Annotated in this window: 13 protein-coding genes and 1 pseudogene; 5 read left to right on the top strand and 9 right to left on the bottom strand. The window is 72.2% G+C overall.

From position 1 onward, the window contains the following. Positions 1-86 precede the first annotated feature (86 nt). Complete coding sequence (locus tag OG782_RS28000) at positions 87-1,487, top strand: alkyl sulfatase dimerization domain-containing protein (RefSeq protein ID WP_406455528.1); 1,401 nt, start codon at positions 87-89, stop codon at positions 1,485-1,487. After that, the gene (locus OG782_RS27995) at positions 1,484-2,854 is read left to right on the top strand and encodes an MFS transporter (protein WP_406455526.1); all 1,371 of its coding nucleotides are present in this window, start codon (positions 1,484-1,486) and stop codon (positions 2,852-2,854) included. The genes OG782_RS28000 and OG782_RS27995 overlap by 4 nt, the downstream gene beginning before the upstream one ends. Before the next feature lie 82 nt (positions 2,855-2,936). Here OG782_RS27995 and OG782_RS27990 read toward each other — a convergent pair whose 3' ends face one another. From OG782_RS27990 to OG782_RS27980, 3 genes are read right to left on the bottom strand one after another with little or no spacing between them, the layout of a single operon-like run. Beyond that, complete coding sequence (locus OG782_RS27990; RefSeq protein WP_406455524.1) at positions 2,937-3,242, bottom strand: AzlD domain-containing protein; 306 nt, start codon at positions 3,240-3,242, stop codon at positions 2,937-2,939. Continuing rightward, the gene (locus OG782_RS27985) at positions 3,239-4,066 is read right to left on the bottom strand and encodes an AzlC family ABC transporter permease (RefSeq protein ID WP_406455522.1); all 828 of its coding nucleotides are present in this window, start codon (positions 4,064-4,066) and stop codon (positions 3,239-3,241) included. The genes OG782_RS27990 and OG782_RS27985 overlap by 4 nt, the downstream gene beginning before the upstream one ends. Positions 4,067-4,076: 10 nt before the next feature. Further along, the gene (locus tag OG782_RS27980; RefSeq protein ID WP_406455520.1) at positions 4,077-4,940 is read right to left on the bottom strand and encodes an AraC family transcriptional regulator; all 864 of its coding nucleotides are present in this window, start codon (positions 4,938-4,940) and stop codon (positions 4,077-4,079) included. Between the two features lie 111 nt (positions 4,941-5,051). Between OG782_RS27980 and OG782_RS27975 the strand changes: the two genes are divergently transcribed. The 3 genes from OG782_RS27975 (at position 5,052) to OG782_RS27965 (ending at position 11,555) form a co-directional block, all read left to right on the top strand. Further along, positions 5,052-9,740 (top strand): DEAD/DEAH box helicase, encoded by a 4,689-nt coding sequence (locus tag OG782_RS27975; RefSeq protein WP_406455518.1) that lies wholly within the window; start codon positions 5,052-5,054, stop codon positions 9,738-9,740. A gap of 186 nt (positions 9,741-9,926) precedes the next feature. Further along, positions 9,927-10,754, top strand: coding sequence for a DNA-formamidopyrimidine glycosylase family protein (locus OG782_RS27970; protein WP_406455516.1), 828 nt, complete (start codon positions 9,927-9,929; stop codon positions 10,752-10,754). 36 nt (positions 10,755-10,790) lie between these two features. Beyond that, complete coding sequence (locus OG782_RS27965) at positions 10,791-11,555, top strand: SDR family NAD(P)-dependent oxidoreductase (RefSeq protein ID WP_406455514.1); 765 nt, start codon at positions 10,791-10,793, stop codon at positions 11,553-11,555. Between the two features lie 157 nt (positions 11,556-11,712). Here OG782_RS27965 and OG782_RS27960 read toward each other — a convergent pair. The 6 genes and pseudogenes from OG782_RS27960 to OG782_RS27935 all read right to left on the bottom strand — a co-directional run. After that, positions 11,713-11,967 (bottom strand): annotated as a pseudogene (locus OG782_RS27960) (hypothetical protein); the annotation flags it as partial. A gap of 420 nt (positions 11,968-12,387) precedes the next feature. Beyond that, positions 12,388-12,771: a helix-turn-helix domain-containing protein gene (locus OG782_RS27955; protein WP_069169097.1), complete on the bottom strand. Its 384-nt coding sequence runs from the start codon at positions 12,769-12,771 to the stop codon at positions 12,388-12,390. 109 nt (positions 12,772-12,880) lie between these two features. Further along, positions 12,881-13,390, bottom strand: coding sequence for a CinA family protein (locus OG782_RS27950; RefSeq protein WP_406455512.1), 510 nt, complete (start codon positions 13,388-13,390; stop codon positions 12,881-12,883). Further along, positions 13,387-14,208: a CDP-diacylglycerol--glycerol-3-phosphate 3-phosphatidyltransferase gene (pgsA, locus tag OG782_RS27945; protein ID WP_406455510.1), complete on the bottom strand. Its 822-nt coding sequence runs from the start codon at positions 14,206-14,208 to the stop codon at positions 13,387-13,389. The genes OG782_RS27950 and pgsA overlap by 4 nt, the downstream gene beginning before the upstream one ends. Continuing rightward, positions 14,205-15,683 carry a 30S ribosomal protein S12 methylthiotransferase RimO gene (gene rimO / locus OG782_RS27940; RefSeq protein WP_406455508.1) on the bottom strand — a complete coding sequence of 493 codons (1,479 nt, stop codon included), beginning with the start codon at positions 15,681-15,683 and terminating at the stop codon, positions 14,205-14,207. Before rimO ends, pgsA begins: the two co-directional genes overlap by 4 nt. Positions 15,684-15,818: 135 nt before the next feature. Next, a complete protein-coding gene (locus OG782_RS27935) occupies positions 15,819-16,619 on the bottom strand; it encodes a helix-turn-helix domain-containing protein (RefSeq protein WP_406455506.1) in 801 nt (266 codons plus the stop codon). Positions 16,620-16,776: the final 157 nt, after the last annotated feature.

Raw genomic sequence — 16,776 nt, 5'->3', positions numbered from 1 at the left:
GACGTGAACGGGTGTCGGAGGTCACCGCGGAGGCCGAGACTCGGGGTCCCGGCGATCCGCCGTACCGCACCGAAGGAGCCGCAGGTATGACCGAGCACAAGCCGACGGACTATCTCAGCTATGTCGACCGGGTGTGGCAGGGCACGGACACCCTGCTGGCCCACCTCTCGGGGGTGTACTCGGGCGCTGAGCTGGTGACCGTGCGCGACCGGGTCGGCTTCCTGCCCGCCTTCGCCAATGTGGCGGTCTTCGACACGGGTGACGGGCTGGTCCTGGTGGACTCCGGCGACATACGTACCGCCGGGCCGCTGCACACGGCGGTCCGGGCGTTCAGCGAGCAGCCGGTCGCAACGGTCGTCTACACGCACGGCCATGTCGACCACGTCTTCGGGGTGGCACCGTTCGACGCGCAGGCGGACAGCGAGGGCCGGGAGCGGCCCGAGGTGATCGCGCACGAGGCCGTCACCGCCCGCTTCGACCGGTACATCAGCACGGCCGGCTACAACACCTGGATCAACCGGCGGCAGTTCGGCGTACCGTCGCTGAACTGGCCGTCCACCTACCGCTATCCCGACACCACCTACCGGGACCGGATGACCGTGCGGCGCGGCGACCTGACCTTCGAGCTGGTGCACGCCAAGGGCGAGACCGACGACAGCACCTATGTGTGGGTTCCCGAGCTCAAGACGCTGTGCACCGGTGACCTGTTCATCTGGAACACACCGAACGCCGGCAATCCCCAGAAGGTGCAGCGGTATCCGGAGGAATGGGCGCGCGCGCTGCGCGCCATGCAGGAACTGGGCGCCGAACTGCTGCTTCCGGGGCACGGCGTGCCGATCGTGGGCAGGGACCGTGTGCACCGGGCGCTCGATGACACCGCGCGTCTGCTGGAGTCGCTCTGCGAGCAGACCAGGGCCCTGATGAACGCGGGCCACCGCCTGGACGCGGTGGTGCACGGCGTGCGGGTGCCCCAGGAGCTGCTGGAGAAGCCCTATCTGCATCCCGCCTACGACGAGCCGGAGTTCGTCGTACGGAACCTGTGGCGGCTGTGGGGCGGCTGGTACGACCAGAACCCGGCACACCTCAAGCCGGCGCCGGACGCGGCGGTCGCCGCCGAGTTCGCCGCCGCGGCGGGCGGTGCGTCCGTGCTGGCGGCGCGCGCGGCCGGGCTGCTGGAGAAGGGCGAGCTGCGGCTGGCCTCGCATCTTGCGGAGAGCGCCGCGCTGGCGGCACCGGCCGATGCGGACGTGGCGCGGATACGGGCCCGGGTGTACGCGGAGCGTGCGTCGGCCGAGACGTCGACAATGGCCCGCGGAGTGTTCAACTGGGCGGCAGCGGAGTCGGCGGCGGTGGCCGAGGGCACCGATCTGGAGACGGAACTGACGCGCTCGCCCCAGGGCCGCAGGCGCGCGGCCGGAATGATCAGCGTCGGCGTCGCGGACGACGACGCGTGCGGCTGCGGCGGGGGCCCCGGGGAGGACGGATGAGCGCCCGGACCGGAGAAGCCACGGCGGCGCCGGCCGAAACGGACGGAGCACGGCAGCTGCGGCGGCGGGCCTGGGGCACCACCTGGCTGCTGCTCACCTTCATGCTGGTGAACTTCGCCGACAAGACCGTGATGGGGCTGGCCGCCGATCCGATCCGCGAGGAACTGGGACTGACCCGGGGCGATTTCGGTACCGCGCAGTCGGCGTTCTTCGCCCTGTTCAGCCTGGCCGCTCTCGGGGGGTCGTTCCTGACCCGCCGCGTCCGGACGACGGTGCTGCTGCTCGGTATGGCTCTGCTGTGGTCGGCGGCGCAGCTGCCGATGCTGCTGGGGGCCGCGGGCTTCGGAACGCTGCTGGCGACCCGGGTACTGCTCGGGGCGGCGGAGGGTCCCGCCGCGCCGGTGGCGGTGCACCATCTGCACGGCTGGTTCGCGCAACGGGAGCGGACGCTGCCGACGGCGGTGCTGATGGTCGGTGCGGCGGGTGGGGTGGCCGTGTCCGCTCCGCTGCTCACGGTGGTGATCGACGTCTGGGGATGGCGCTGGGCGTTCGGCTCCGTGGGGCTCGCCGGTCTCGTGTGGGCGCTGTGCTGGTACGCACGGGGCGCGGACGGCCCCCTCGCCCCGCCGCTCGGCCGCCGGGCCGCCTCGGCCGCGGCCGGTGATTCCGCAGGCGGTGATTCCGCGGGCGGTGCGTTCGTTCCCTACCGGCGGCTGCTGCTCTCCGGCACCTGGCTGACGGCCGCCTTCGGGGCGTTCGCCTCCTACTGGCTGCTCTCGGCGGGACTGACCTGGGCGCCGGACTATCTCCATGAGGTGTCGGGGCTGAGCCTGAAGCAGTCGGGTGCCGTGGTGACGGCGACCGCGGTGGGCAACGCGGTGGTGCTGCTGGCTCATGGGCTGCTCGCACGGCGGGCCTCGTCGAAGGGAACGGTGCCCAGGTGGCCGGCGGGGCTCGGCGGTGGTCTGGTGATGTGTGTGGCCGCCGTGTCGATCGCCGCGTTCGCCGAAGTGGACGCGGTGGGCGTGAAGATCGCGCTGATGGTCGGCCCCATGGCTCTGACGAACGTGATTCTCACGGTGTCGCAGACGGCCGTCGCCCGGATCGCCCCGGCCGGTCAGCGCGGGGTGGTCCTGGGTGCCCTGGCGTTCGTCTATGCGCTGGCGGGCGTTCTGTCGCCGCTGGTCACCGGCCGGATGGTGGACGCGGCCGCATCGGTGCCTGAGGGCTACCACCACGCATATCTGCTGATGGCTGCACTGGTCGCGGCCGCAGGCGTGCTCGCCGTCTGCTTCCTGCGGCCGGAGAGGGACGCGGTGCGGCTGGACGTACCGGAGACACCGGCGGTTCCTCTGCCCGCGGGGTGAGGGTGCGCGTCCCGAGGTCGTGCGGGGTAAGGGGCTCGCTCCATGGGGCGAGCCCCTTACGTGTTCCCCTCTGTGCGTACGCCTAGCCGAGCGCACGCACTCCGGCGGTGACGGCCACGGCCACGCCCACGACGACGAGGAAGGGCGCGCGCAGGACGAGGGCGAGTGCCGCCGCGACGAGACCCGCGCCCCTGGCGTCGAGCACCAGCTGCTGCCCGTCGCCGAAGGTCTGCTGCGCGGTCAGGGCGGCCAGCAGGGCCACGGGCAGGAGGGCGGCAAGGCGTTGCACGAGGGGACGTTCCAAGGCGCCTGCGGGCACCAGGAGACCGAGGAGCTTGGCGAGATAGCAGCCTGCTGCGGTCAGTGCGATGGCGATCCAGACGTTCATCGGCCGTCCTCCGGCGTGTTCGTGCTCGACGCGTTCGCTGCCTTCGTCCCCGTCCCTTCGCCGCGCCCCATCAGGAAGAGGACGACGGGCGCCGCGAGAGCGGAGAGCAGTACGGGTACCCCTGCGGGCAGTACGGGGAGCAGCCCGAGCGCGAGCAGGACGGCGAGGGCCGCCGTGACACGCTCCGTCGTGGACTTCAGCATCGGCGCGAGCAGCGCGAGGAAGACCGCGGGACTGGCCGCGTCCAGCCCCCAGGCGTCGGTGTCGCCGAGCGCCTCGGCTCCCAGGGCGCCGGCCAGCGTGGTCAGGTTCCACAGCACGTACAGCGTGAGCCCGGTGACGGTGAAGCCGATCCGAGCGGCCCGCCGGGTGGGCTGGGGCAGCGTCACGGCGGTCGTCTCGTCGATGACCCACTGGGCGGCGAGGGGACGCAGCGCGCGGGGCAGGGCCAGCAGCTGCGACAGCCGCAAGCCGTAGAAGGAGTTGCGTACGCCCAGGAAGAAGGCGCCGGCAGCCGCGGTGTACGGGTTGCCCCCGGCGGCCAGAGCGCCCACCAGGGCGAACTGGGAGGCGCCGGTGAAGACGAGCAGGCTGAGCGCGCAGGTCTGCAGCAGGCTCAGTCCGGAGCCGGCCGAGGTGACGCCGAAGGCGAAGCCGGAGAGGCCGACGGCTATGCCGACGCCGAGTGCGTCACGTACGACGGCCGCGTCCGGCTTGGCCTCGGGGATGATCGCACCGCCGTCGGCCGGCTCGGCCCCGGCGGTGTGCGCACCGTCGCCTGCGGGGCCGGCGATGCTCTGAGGGGGTGTTGTCTGTTCTGCCACGCCCGGAACGCTACCCGGGCAGGTCAGGACCGGTCTTGTACGTTCTTGCGCGTTCGCGCTGGTACGCGCCGGGCGGCACCCCCACGATCCGGGTGAAGTGACGGTTGAGATGCGGCTGGTCGGTGAAGCCGACCTCGGCGGCCGCGACGGCGGGGGCCGTGCCCGCGTCGAGCATCCGGCGCGCACGCCGGACCCGGGCGTCGGTGAGCCAGGTGTGCGGCGGCATTCCGTACTGCTTCTTGAACGCGCGCAGCAGGGCGAACGGACTCGTCCCGAGCTCGGTGGCCAGCGCCTCCAGGGTGGGCGGCTCGGTCATCCTGCTCTCCAGTACGGCACGGGCACGCGCCGCGTCCCGCGCGCCCGCCGCCCTGGCCGTGCGGGCGGGCAGCGCACTGCCGTACCGGGTGAGCAGGCGCGTGACCATGACCCGCAGCACGCTGTCGGCGGCCAGCGCGTTGCCCTCCTCCGCCGCCCGGTGGACCTCGCCGATGAGCCGGGCCGCGTACGCATCGGCCACGCCGGTCTCCGTGAAGCCGACCGTGCCGCGCAGGGTCGTCGCTTCGGCCGCGATGTCGTTGATCACCTGCGCGGACGGGTAGAGCGTGGCGTACACCCAGCCCTCGGGGACGCCGGCCCGGGCGGTGTGCGGCACCTCCGGATTGATCATGACGACGGTGCCGGGACCGGCGTGGACGGTTCCTCCGGGCAGACCGACCTCCTCGACCCCCTGGGTGATGGTCCCGAAGACATAGCCCTCGTGGCTGTGGCGCGGGAAGGTGTGGCGGATGTAGCGGGCCCGCAGCAGATCGAGGTCGGGCAGTTCCGCGCACTGCCAGTACCTCGCCCATTCCGCCGGCCCCGGTGCTCCTGCCATGCTCGAATTCTCGCAGCTCGCGGACTCTGCCGCCGTCGGCACAGTCGCCGGCTCAGCGGTCGCCCGGTTGTTGTCCGGCCGTTGTCAGTGCCGGGGTGCACGATGGGGAACATGACCGGCTCCGCACTCGATTCGTTCTCCCCCGCGACCCGCAGCTGGTTCACGGGGGCCTTCAGCGCGCCGACGGCCGCACAGGAAGGCGCCTGGCGGGCGATCGGCGAAGGGTCGGACGTGCTGGTCGTCGCGCCGACCGGATCCGGCAAGACCCTGGCCGCCTTCCTCGCCGCCCTCGACCAGCTGACGGCGGTGCCGCCACCCGCCGAGGCGAAGAAGCGCTGCCGTGTGCTGTACGTGTCGCCGCTCAAGGCACTCGCCGTCGACGTGGAGCGCAACCTCCGCTCACCGCTGACCGGCATCCGCCAGGAGTCGGTGCGCCTGGGACTGCCCGAGCCCGAGGTGCGGGTGGGGATCCGCTCGGGCGACACCCCGCCCGCCGAGCGCCGGTCGATGGCGACCCGCCCGCCGGACATCCTGATCACGACCCCGGAGTCCCTGTTCCTGATGCTGACGTCCTCGGCGCGGGAGGCCCTGGCAGGGATCGAGACGGTGATCCTGGACGAGGTGCACGCGGTCGCGGGGACCAAGCGGGGCGCCCATCTCGCCCTCTCTCTGGAGCGGCTCGACGAGCTGCTGCCGCGGCCGGCCCGGCGGATCGGCCTGTCGGCCACGGTCCGTCCGGTCGACGAGGTGGCGCGCTTCCTCTCGCCGCAGCGGAAGGTGGAGATCGTCCAGCCGCCGTCCACCAAGCAGTTCGACCTGTCGGTGGTCGTGCCGGTCGAGGATCTGGGCGAGCTCGGCGGCTCCCCCGCCGCCGACCCGGAATCCGCGGGCCAGGCGGACAAACCGTCGATCTGGCCGCATGTGGAGGAGCGGATCGCCGACCTCGTCCAGGCGCACCGCTCCACCATCGTGTTCGCCAACTCCCGCCGGCTCGCCGAGCGGCTCTGCAACCGGCTCAACGAGATCGCCTACGAGCGGGCCACCGGCGAGACCATGCCCGAGGCCCACTCCCCCGCCGAGGTCATGGCCGAGTCGGGTGCGGCGAAGGGCGCGCCCCCGCTGCTCGCCCGGGCCCATCACGGATCGGTCTCCAAGGAGCAGCGCGCCCAGGTCGAGGAGGACCTCAAGGCGGGCCGGCTGCCCGCGGTGGTCGCCACCTCCAGCCTGGAGCTGGGCATCGACATGGGGGCGGTCGACCTGGTGGTCCAGGTCGAGTCGCCGCCGTCCGTCGCTTCCGGACTGCAGCGGGTCGGCCGGGCCGGGCACCAGGTGGGCGCGGTCTCCACCGGCGTCGTCTTCCCGAAGTACCGCGGTGATCTGGTGCAGGCGGCCGTGGTCACGGAGCGGATGCGCGAAGGATCCATCGAGGCTCTGCGGGTCCCGTCCAATCCGCTGGACGTGCTGGCCCAGCAGCTCGTGGCGATGGTGGCTCTGGACAGCTGGCAGGTGGACGACCTGCTGGCGCTGACCCGCCGGGCGGCTCCCTTCGCCTCGCTCCCGGAATCGGCCTTCACCGCCGTGCTCGACATGCTCGCCGGCCGCTACCCGTCCGACGCGTTCGCCGAGCTGCGCCCGCGCGTGGTCTGGGACCGCGTCGCCGGTACGGTCACGGGCCGCCCCGGCGCCCAGCGGCTCGCCGTCACCTCCGGCGGCACCATCCCCGACCGCGGACTCTTCGGGGTCTTCCTCGTGGGCACCGACCCCAAGAAGGGCGGCGGGCGCGTCGGCGAGCTGGACGAGGAGATGGTCTACGAGTCCCGCGTCGGCGATGTCTTCACGCTGGGCACCACGTCCTGGCGGATCGAGGACATCACCCGCGACCGGGTCCTCGTCTCGCCCGCGCCGGGCGTCCCCGGACGGCTGCCGTTCTGGAAGGGCGACCAGCTGGGCCGTCCGCTGGAGCTGGGGCGTGCCCTCGGCGCCTTTCTGCGCGAGCTCGGCGGGCTGTCCCCGCAGGACGCGCGGGAGCGGCTGGCGTCCGCGGGCCTGGACATCTGGGCCGTGGACAACGTGCTCTCGTACATCGACGAGCAGCGCCGCGCCTGCGGGCACGTGCCGGACGACCGGACGATCCTCGTCGAGCGTTTCCGCGACGAACTGGGTGACTGGCGCGTCGTCGTGCACTCCCCGTTCGGCGCCCAGGTCCATGCCCCGTGGGCGCTCGCCCTCAGTGCGCGTCTCGCCGAGCGGTACGGCATGGACGCCCAGGTCATGCATGCCGACGACGGCATCGTGCTGCGGCTGCCGGACGCCGACATGATGGGCCTGGACCTGCTCGACTTCGACCCGGTACGGGACTCCGGCGAGGGCTCGGGCGAGGACCCAGGTGCTGGAGGGCGGGCGCCTGCCCCTCCGGCTAACAGGGCCCTCGACAGCGATCAGCCACCGGTCGGCGCCTCCGACGTGGCCTTCGACAAGGGCGAGATCGAGCAGATCGTCACCGATCAGGTCGGTGGTTCCGCCCTGTTCGCGTCCAGGTTCCGCGAGTGCGCGGCCCGCGCGCTGCTGCTGCCGCGCCGCAGTCCCGGAAAGCGCACACCGCTGTGGCAGCAGCGCCAGCGGGCCGCCCAGCTCCTCCAGGTCGCCTCGGAGTTCGGCTCGTTCCCCATCGTTCTCGAGGCCGTCCGCGAATGCCTCCAGGACGTCTTCGACGTCCCCGGGCTCACGGAACTGATGGGCGACCTCGAAGCACGCCGGATCCGCCTGGTCGAGGTGACGACCCAGGAGCCCTCCCCGTTCGCGCGCTCGCTCCTGTTCGGCTATGTCGCCCAGTTCCTGTACGAGGGTGACTCCCCCCTGGCCGAGCGGCGTGCCGCCGCGCTCTCCCTGGACTCGCATCTGCTGGCCGAGCTGCTGGGCCGGGCGGAGCTGCGCGAGCTGCTCGACGCCGAGGTCCTGACCGAGCTGGAGCAGGAGCTCCAGTGGCTGGCCGAGGACCGCCGGATCAAGGACGTCGAGGGCGTCGCCGACCTGCTGCGGGTCCTCGGCCCGCTCACCGCGACGGAGCTGGCCGAGCGCGGGGCCGAGCCGCAGTGGGCGCAGGACCTGGCATCGTCCCGCCGCGCCATCCGGGTCAGGATCGGCGGTGACGAGCACTGGGCGGCGATCGAGGACGCGGGCCGGCTCCGCGACGCCCTGGGCACGGCGCTCCCCGTCGGCGTCCCCGAGGCGTTCACCGAACCGGTCAAGGACCCGCTCGGCGACCTCCTCGCGCGGTACGCCCGTACGCACGGCCCCTTCACCTCCACCGCGGCGGCCGCGCGCTTCGGTCTGGGCACGGCTGTCACCGACGGGGCCCTGCAACGGCTCGCGGCCTCCGGCCGGATCGTCCAGGGCGAGTTCCATCCCGCCGGCATCGGCCAGGAGTGGTGCGACGCCACGGTGCTGCGAAGGCTGCGGCGCCGTTCGCTCGCCGCGCTCCGCCATGAGCTGGAGCCGGTCCCGCCCGCGGCCCTGGCCGGGTTCCTCCCTCAGTGGCAGCACCTCGGCAGCAACAGCCTGCGCGGAATCGACGGGCTGGCCCGTGCCATCGAGCAGTTGCAGGGCGCGCCCGTCCCCGCGTCCGCCCTGGAGAAGCTGATCCTCCCCGGCCGGGTCACCGGCTACTCCCCCGCGCTCCTCGACGAGCTCACCGCCACCGGCGAGGTCGTGTGGGCCGGTGCGGGCGCCCTCCCGGGCAAGGACGGCTGGCTCTCCCTCTACCCGGCGGACAGCGCCCCTCTGCTCCTGCCTCCCCCGCGTCCGCTCGAACTCAGCGCGCTGCACGAGTCCGTACTCACCGCTCTGGCCGGCGGATACGGGCTGTTCTTCCGCCAGATCGCCGATCAGGTCCGGGCCACCACGCACCCCGACTGCACCGATCCCCAGCTGGCGGACGCCCTCTGGGACCTCGCCTGGTCGGGCCGGCTCACCAACGACACGCTCGCGCCGCTGCGTTCACTCCTGGGCTCGGGGCGCACGGCGGGATCGACCGCTCACCGCGCCAAGCGGAGTGTTCCGCGCGGCCGTTACGGCTCGCTGTCAGCCGCGGCGCGCCCCGCGTCCCGCACCGGCCCGCCCACGGTCTCGGGCCGCTGGTCCCTGCTGCCGGCCGCCGAACCGGATCCCACGCACCGGGCCCACGCGCTGGCCCGCACCCTCCTGGACCGGCACGGCGTGGTGACCCGCGGCGCGGTCCAGGCGGAAGGGGTCGAGGGCGGCTTCTCCGCCGCGTACCGGGTGCTCTCCGCCTTCGAGGACAACGGACAGGCGCGGCGCGGCTATGTCGTGGAGGGGCTGGGCGCGGCACAGTTCGCCATGGACGGCGCGGTCGACCGGCTCCGCGCCGCCTCCACCGCCCGCGACCGTACGGAACCGGGTGCGGACCCCCGCGCCCTGGTCCTCGCCGCGGCCGACCCGGCCAATGCCTACGGCGCGGCCCTGCCGTGGCCCGAGCCGCCGGCCGGGGCCGGGCACAAGCCGGGCCGCAAGGCCGGCGCCCTCGTGGTCCTGGTCGACGGCGAACTGACGCTGTACATGGAGCGCGGCGGCAAGACGCTGCTGGCCTGGCCGGCCGACCCGGATGCCCCCTCGCTCCGGGCGGCCGCCGAAGCGCTGGCCGCCGCCGCCCGCGCCGGGGCCCTGGGGACGGTGACTGTCGAGCGCACCAACGGCGCCTCGTCCCTGACCTCACCCCTGGGCCGCACGCTGGAGTCGGCCGGCTTCCTCGCCACCCCGAGAGGCCTCCGTCTCCGCGCGTGAGCGAACCCGTCACGCACCGGAGCCCGGCCTCCCCGGCCCTGCCCTCCGGCTCCGCGCCCGGAGCGAACCCGCGGTGCCCGCCCGACAGCCGGGCAGGCGGGCAGGCGGGCAGCCGGACAGCACAGCAAGCCGCCCACGCCCACGCCCAGAAACCACGGCACCGTGTATCCCGCGCATGATGGAGGCATGCCCGAAGGAGACACCGTCCTGCAGACCGCCGAGCGTCTGCACAGCGCGCTCGCCGGCCAGGTCCTCACCCGGTCCGACCTGCGCGTCCCCCGGTTCGCCACCGCCGACCTCACCGGCCGGACCGTTCTCGGCGTCCGGGCCCGTGGCAAGCATCTGCTGGCCCGTATCGAGGGCGGCCTCACCCTCCACAGCCATCTACGGATGGACGGCGCCTGGCGCGTCTACGCCCCGGACGAACGCTGGCGCGGCGGGCCCAGCCACCAGATCCGCGCGGTCCTGGGCAACACCGCTGCCACCGCCGTCGGTTACCGCCTCCCCGTCCTGGAACTCCTGCGCACCCGGGACGAGGAGAAGGCGGTCGGCCACCTCGGCCCGGATCTGCTGGGCCCGGACTGGGACGCCGGCACGGCCCTGCGCAATCTGCTCGCCGACCCTGCCCGCCCCCTCGGCGAGGCCCTGCTGGATCAGCGCAACCTGGCCGGCATCGGCAACATCTACAAGACCGAACTCTGCTTCCTGGCCCGCGCCACCCCCTGGCTCCCCATCGGCGAGCTGCCCGCGCCCACGGCCGCGCTCCTGGTCACCACGGCCAGGCAGCTCCTCGACGCCAACCGCGACCGTCCGGTCCGCACGACCACCGCCGGCGCCCGGCCCCGCGGCTCCACCGGCCCCGCGCCCCTCGCCCGCCGCGCGAGCGAGAACCTCTGGGTGTACGGCAGGGCCCACCGCCCCTGCCTGCGCTGCGGGACACCGATCCGCGCGGCGGAACAGGACGGCCGCCCCGCCTACTGGTGTCCTCGCTGCCAATCAGGACCCACCCCATAGTTGACTGGCCGTCAGATTCGGTCGTACGGTCCGGTCATGCCTCTCGTCGCGTACGACCTCACCGGCCGATCCGCGTTCGTCACCGGCGCCGCCGGCGGTATCGGCCGCGCCTCGGCCGTCCTGCTGGCCGAGGCGGGCGCCACGGTCCACTGCGCGGATCTCGACGAGAAGGGTCTCCTGGAGACCCGGGAAATGATCACCGTCGCAGGTGGCGAAGCCCACACACACCCGCTCGATGTCACCGACCGCAACCAGATGCGGGCCGCCGTCGCGGCAGCCGGTGACCTGGACATCCTGGCCGCCGTCGCCGGGATCATGCATACGAGCAGCGTGCTGGAGACCACGGACGAGGACCTCGACCGCGTGCTCTCGGTGAACTTCAAGGGCGTGCTCCACGCCTGCCAGGAAGTGGCCCGCACCCTGGTCGCGCGCGGCGCCCCCGGCTCGCTGATCACGATGGCCTCGGGTGCGGTCGACTCCGCCAGTCCGGGCCTGCTCTGCTACAGCGCGGCGAAGGCAGCCGTGGTCCAGCTCACCAAGACGCTGGCGACCGAACTGGGACCGCACGGCATCCGGGTCAACGCGGTCGCTCCGGGCTGGATCCGTACCCCCATGACCGCCCGCCACGATGCCGAGCAGCAGCACCGGGCCGAGGCCACGATGGCACGCATATCGCCGCTGGGCAGGGTCGGCGAACCCGATGACGTGGCACACACGGTGCTGCATCTGGCATCGGACGCATCGGCCTTCATGACCGGCCAGATCCTCCGCCCGAACGGCGGCGTCGCCATGCCCTGGTAGCCCGCCAAGCCCTGGTCGTACGCCAGACGCCGGCAGCACACCAAGCGCAGGCAGCACGCCAGGCGCCGGCAGCGGACCAGGAACGGCCGGCTGCGCGCCCGGTCAAGCGGTCAGCTGTGCGCCCGGCAAGGAGTCCCGTACGGCCGGACGGGCCGGACTCGCGCCAGGACCGGCCCGCCGCACGCATACCCTCGGCGCAACGCCGCAGCAGGCCCGTGCCCGCGTCGAATATCCCGGTGGGCCGGGCGGTCGCGGCCACATGCACAGGCAGGAGACTGAGCCCCCAGCCGCCCGCAGCCACCGCCCCCTCGACCGGCCCCGCACTCGCCGGCTCCAGCAGCAGCCGCAGCACGGCCCACCACCACACACCGCCGAGCACGAGCGCGAGCGCCGGCACCCATCGCCGCACCATGGCCGCCTCCTTCGCCGAACGTGGTCCGGGCCGATCGCCCTGCGGGGAAGCGCACCGGCGCAACGCACGGCACGCGTGACTCAGCCACGCGCCCTGGCACTCCCACGCGCTCCCGCACACCGGCGCAGGGCACCCTGGAGGGCATCACCCATGGACTTGCGGCCGGCCTCGGACAGCGGGCCCTTCACCACAGACATGCACGTCTCCGATCCGGGGTCCGTTCCGTCCAGCACCAACCACGATGGCATAAACGAAGCAAAACGGTCATCCGGGAAAGTGTTCGAAGAGATAGCTCCTCACGCCGCATCCCCACCCCACACGCCCGCCCCGCGCCCCCGCACAGCCACTGGACACACAGAAGCCCCGGCCCATCCCCTGAGGGAAGGACCGGGGCTCCGGCTTCACACCGAACCGAGCGGGTCAGGCGGCGACGACATCCACCGCTTCCGCAGGCGCCTTGATGGTCACCCGTCCCGTCGGTACACCCGCCACCGACGAAACGGAGACGGAATTGAGCATGGGGCGCACCGGTACAGGTACCGGATCGCTGGCTGCTGCCGACTCGGCCAGTTCGGCCAGGGACAGCTCATCGCTCACTTCACGCATGAGCTCGGACATCCGTACGTCAAGCGCGTCGCAAATGGCGGAGAGCAGTTCGGAGGATGCCTCCTTCTGCCCCCGCTCCACCTCGGAGAGATAGCCGAGCGAAACTCGGGCGGACGAGGAGACTTCGCGCAGAGTACGGCCTTGGCGCTGGCGCTGCCGACGCAGCACGTCACCAAGCAGGCGACGGAGCAGAATCATCGGTGGCTCCCTCCTCGGACCGCGTAGCCGCATCCTTCACGCCCCACCGTACCGCCTAGCGCTGCGGCCGTGCGGGGAGCGATGTCGTGTTCACTCAGGGCTGCAAACATCAATTCCCCCCGTTCTGTTCCGTATCCTGTGCACTCGCATTCTCGCCGAGTTCGCCGGAGAGCAGGTCGAGTACGCACCGCACGCTCTCCTTACGGATGTCCGCACGGCTGCCGTTCAACCGCAGCGCGGCCACTTTCCCGGCGCCCCGCGGCCCGCAGACTGCGACGAAGACGGTTCCCACGGGCTGCCCGTCCTGCGGCTCGGGACCCGCGACGCCGGTGGTCGCCACCGCCCAGTCCGCGCCGAGAACCCGGCGTACGCCTGCCGCCATCTGACGCGCGACCCCGGCATCCACCGCGCCGTGCTCCGCCAGACGAGACGCGTCCACGCCCAGGACTTCACTCTTGAGTGGAGTCGCATAGGCCGTCACAGAGCCCCGGAAGGCCTGCGAGGCACCGGGGACGGACGTCAATTCGGCCGCGACCAGGCCGCCGGTCAGCGACTCGGCGACGGCGAGGGTCTCCCCGCGCTCGACGAGCAGCCGCAGCACCCGGGCCGCGGCTGTCACCGCTCGGCCTCCGAAGAGCCGCGCGGCCCGGACGTCCCGGTGACACGCTCCGCGTCCCGGGAGCCCTCGACATTCCCGGAGGCCCGCTCAGCGCCCCCGGCGCTCCCGGAAGGCGTCGCGGCACCCCCCGCGCTCCCCGGAGCCGCCGCGGCGGCCTCCTGCGCCCTGTCGGCCCGATCCGCCGCGAGCCCCTGGCGTCGCAGCACGACGGCCTGACGGACGTAGTCGAGGCCGGTGAGGACCGTCAGCACGACGGCCACCGCCATCACCCAGAACCGCAGCGTGGCCAGCGGTCCGGTCAGCGCCAGGACGTACATCCCGACGGCCGTCCCCTGCGCCAGCGTCTTCATCTTGCCGCCGCGGCTGGCCGGAATCACCCCGTGCCGGATCACCCAGAACCGCATCAGCGTGATGCCGAGTTCCCGGAAGAGGATCACACCCGTGACCCACCAGGGCAGATCACCGAGATACGACAGGCAGATCAGCGCCGCACCCATGATCGCCTTGTCGGCGATCGGGTCGGCGATCTTGCCGAAATCGGTGACCAGGTTGTACTTACGCGCCAGATGCCCGTCGAACACGTCGGTGATCATCGCGATGGCGAACGCGGCCCAGGCGATGGAGCGCCAGGCCGGGTCGTATCCGCCGTCGTGAAGCAGCAGCACGACGAACCCCGGGACCAGCACCAGCCGCGCCATGGTGAGGATATTGGCGATGTTCCACAGGCTGGCCTGGTTGACGGCCGCAGCACCCAGTTTTCCGCCGCGGACCGGCGTCGTGCCGGAACCGCCTGCCGCGGATGCCGGGACTCCGGTCATCTGGCTACCTCCGCAAGCTCACTGCACTCCGCCACCAGGTCCACGCCTTCGGTGCCCACTACCTTTGCCTCGACCATACGGCCCGGGACAAGGCCTTCGCGTGCGGTGAAGAGCACCTGGCCGTCCGTTTCGGGCGCCTGGTGCGCGGCGCGGCCGATGGCCCGCGACTCGTCCTCGGTGGCGTCGACCGACTCGACCAGCACCTGGAGCGACTCCCCGATCCGCTCCTCGGCCCGCTGCGAGGTCAGCTCCTCGGCCAGCTGCGAGATGTGCGCGAGGCGCTCCGCGATCGTGTCGGCGTCCAGCTTGTTCTCGTATCCGACCGCCTCGGTGCCGTCCTCGTCGGAGTAGCCGAAGACGCCGATGGCGTCGAGGCGCGCTCCGGTGAGGAACCGTTCCAGCTCCGCCAGGTCGGCCTCGGTCTCGCCGGGGAAGCCCACGATGAAGTTGGAGCGGGCACCGGCCTGCGGCGCCTTGCTCCGGATGGTGTGCAGGAGCTCCAGGAAACTGTCGGTGTCACCGAAGCGGCGCATCGCGCGCAGGACGCCGGCGGCCGAGTGCTGGAAGGACAGGTCGAAGTAGGGCGCGACCTTCGGCGTCGAGGTCAGTACGTCGATCAGACCGGGCCGCATCTCGGCGGGCTGCAGATAGCTGACCCGGATGCGCTCGATCCCCTCGACGTCCGCCAGCTCCGGGAGCAGCGTCTCCAGGAGGCGGATGTCGCCGAGGTCCTTGCCGTACGAGGTGTTGTTCTCGGAGACCAGCATGACCTCCTTCACACCCTGCTCGGCCAGCCAGCGGGTCTCGCCCAGGACGTCAGAGGGCCGCCGGGAGATGAAGGACCCGCGGAAGGACGGGATGGCGCAGAAGGAGCAGCGGCGGTCGCAGCCGGAGGCCAGCTTCACGGAGGCGACGGGGCTGGTGCCCAGCCGGCGGCGCAGGGGGGCCCGCGGACCGGAGACCGGCGCCACCCCCTCCGGGAGATCGGCGGGGGCCGGAGCGGCCTCCTGTGCGTGGCCGGGCAGCGCCACGGCGGCGTCCTGCCGCTCGGCCGGGCTGATCGGCAGGAGCTTGCGGCGGTCGCGCGGGGTGTGGGAGGCGTGGATGCCGCCGTTGAGGATGGTCTGGAGGCGGTCGGAGATGTCTGCGTAGTCGTCGAATCCGAGGACTCCGTCCGCCTCCGGCAGGGCCTCGGCGAGGTCCTTTCCGTAGCGCTCGGCCATGCAGCCGACGGCGACGACGGCCTGCGTGCGGCCGTGGTCCTTCAGATCATTGGCTTCGAGCAGGGCATCGACGGAGTCCTTCTTGGCGGCCTCGACGAATCCACAGGTGTTGACGACGGCGACATCGGCATCGGAGGCATCCTCGACGAGCTCCCAGCCGTCCGCTGCCAAGCGGCCTGCGAGCTCCTCCGAGTCCACCTCGTTACGGGCGCAGCCAAGAGTGACAAGGGCGACGGTACGGCGTTCGGGCATGGGCTCAAGACTACTTTGTCCCGGCACTGGCCCCGCCGTGCAGGGTTCCCCCCTTACAGGGAGTAACAAACGCGGCGAGCGCCCGGCCGGATGGCCGGGCGCTCGCCGCGCTGGGTGAACTGTGCGGTCCCGCGGTCAGCCGACCTCGGGGTCGCCCTTGGTGTACGAGAGCCGCTCGACCTGTCCGGGCTGGAACTGGTCCTCGACCTTCTTGCCGTTGACGAAGAGCTCGATCGATCCGGCGTTGCCGAGAACGAGGTCGACCCGCTCCTTGTCCTGGAAGGTCTTCGACTGGCCCTGTTCGAGCAGTCCGTCGAAGAGCAGCCGGCCGTTGTGGTCCTTGGCCGAGATCCAGCTCTTGCCCTGGCTCGCGCTGAGCCTGACCGTCACCTTGTCCTGGGGCGCCGCGGCAATGGCGCTCTCGGAGGGAGCCGGCTTGGGATCGACGGGCTTGCTGGACGCCGGCTTGGGGGTGATCTTGTCGGATGTCGGGCCTTCGGCCACCTGGCCGGCGGTCGAGGGCTCGTCACCGCCCTTGAAGAAGGTGAAACCGACGAATCCGATCACGGCGACGATGGCCGCGACCATGGCCGCGGTCCAGTTGGGCCGCCGGGGTTCTGAACGGATCCGCTCGGCTTCGAACAGCGGTGCCGCCGGCGTGGGTGCGGGACGGCCGCCGTGCTCGGCGTCGTACTGCGAAACCAGCGGTTCCGGATCGGTGCCTACGGCACGTGCCAGCGTTCGGATATGGCCGCGGGCGTACACGTCGCCGCCGCAGCGGGAGAAGTCGTCGTCCTCGATCGCGTGCACGATGGGGATGCGCACCCGGGTGGACGTGCTGATCTCTTCGACCGTGAGACCTGCGGCGATACGAGCCTGCTGGAGCACTCGACCGATCGAAGGCCGGTCGTCTTCGGGGGAGTTGCCGATGGACACGGGGGCGCCTTTCGAGCGTGAGCCACCTGCTGGGTGTTCAGTCTAGGGGGGGTACGAAAGGGTGGGGCAACCGGGAGGGAGGACTTTGTACGCCATCAGATTCGAACAGAGTCGGATTCGCCGGACCGCCCCGGGGAGGAACATCGTGCTGTCCCTC

This window comes from Streptomyces sp. NBC_00876, from assembly GCF_045207435.1.
In the GTDB taxonomy this organism is placed as follows: domain Bacteria; phylum Actinomycetota; class Actinomycetes; order Streptomycetales; family Streptomycetaceae; genus Streptomyces.
This window is presented reverse-complemented; position numbering and strand designations above follow the sequence as displayed.

Bases quoted from the DNA above. Each gene is read 5' to 3' on its own strand.
- OG782_RS27975 (WP_406455518.1), top strand. From the start codon at position 5,052: ATGACCGGCTCCGCACTCGATTCGTTCTCCCCCGCGACCCGCAGCTGG.
- OG782_RS27995 (WP_406455526.1), top strand. From the start codon at position 1,484: ATGAGCGCCCGGACCGGAGAAGCCACGGCGGCGCCGGCCGAAACGGAC.
- OG782_RS28000 (WP_406455528.1), top strand. From the start codon at position 87: ATGACCGAGCACAAGCCGACGGACTATCTCAGCTATGTCGACCGGGTG.
- pgsA (WP_406455510.1), bottom strand. From the start codon at position 14,208: ATGACCGGAGTCCCGGCATCCGCGGCAGGCGGTTCCGGCACGACGCCG.
- OG782_RS27990 (WP_406455524.1), bottom strand. From the start codon at position 3,242: ATGAACGTCTGGATCGCCATCGCACTGACCGCAGCAGGCTGCTATCTC.
- OG782_RS27980 (WP_406455520.1), bottom strand. From the start codon at position 4,940: ATGGCAGGAGCACCGGGGCCGGCGGAATGGGCGAGGTACTGGCAGTGC.
- rimO (WP_406455508.1), bottom strand. From the start codon at position 15,683: ATGCCCGAACGCCGTACCGTCGCCCTTGTCACTCTTGGCTGCGCCCGT.
- OG782_RS27965 (WP_406455514.1), top strand. From the start codon at position 10,791: ATGCCTCTCGTCGCGTACGACCTCACCGGCCGATCCGCGTTCGTCACC.
- OG782_RS27970 (WP_406455516.1), top strand. From the start codon at position 9,927: ATGCCCGAAGGAGACACCGTCCTGCAGACCGCCGAGCGTCTGCACAGC.
- OG782_RS27955 (WP_069169097.1), bottom strand. From the start codon at position 12,771: ATGATTCTGCTCCGTCGCCTGCTTGGTGACGTGCTGCGTCGGCAGCGC.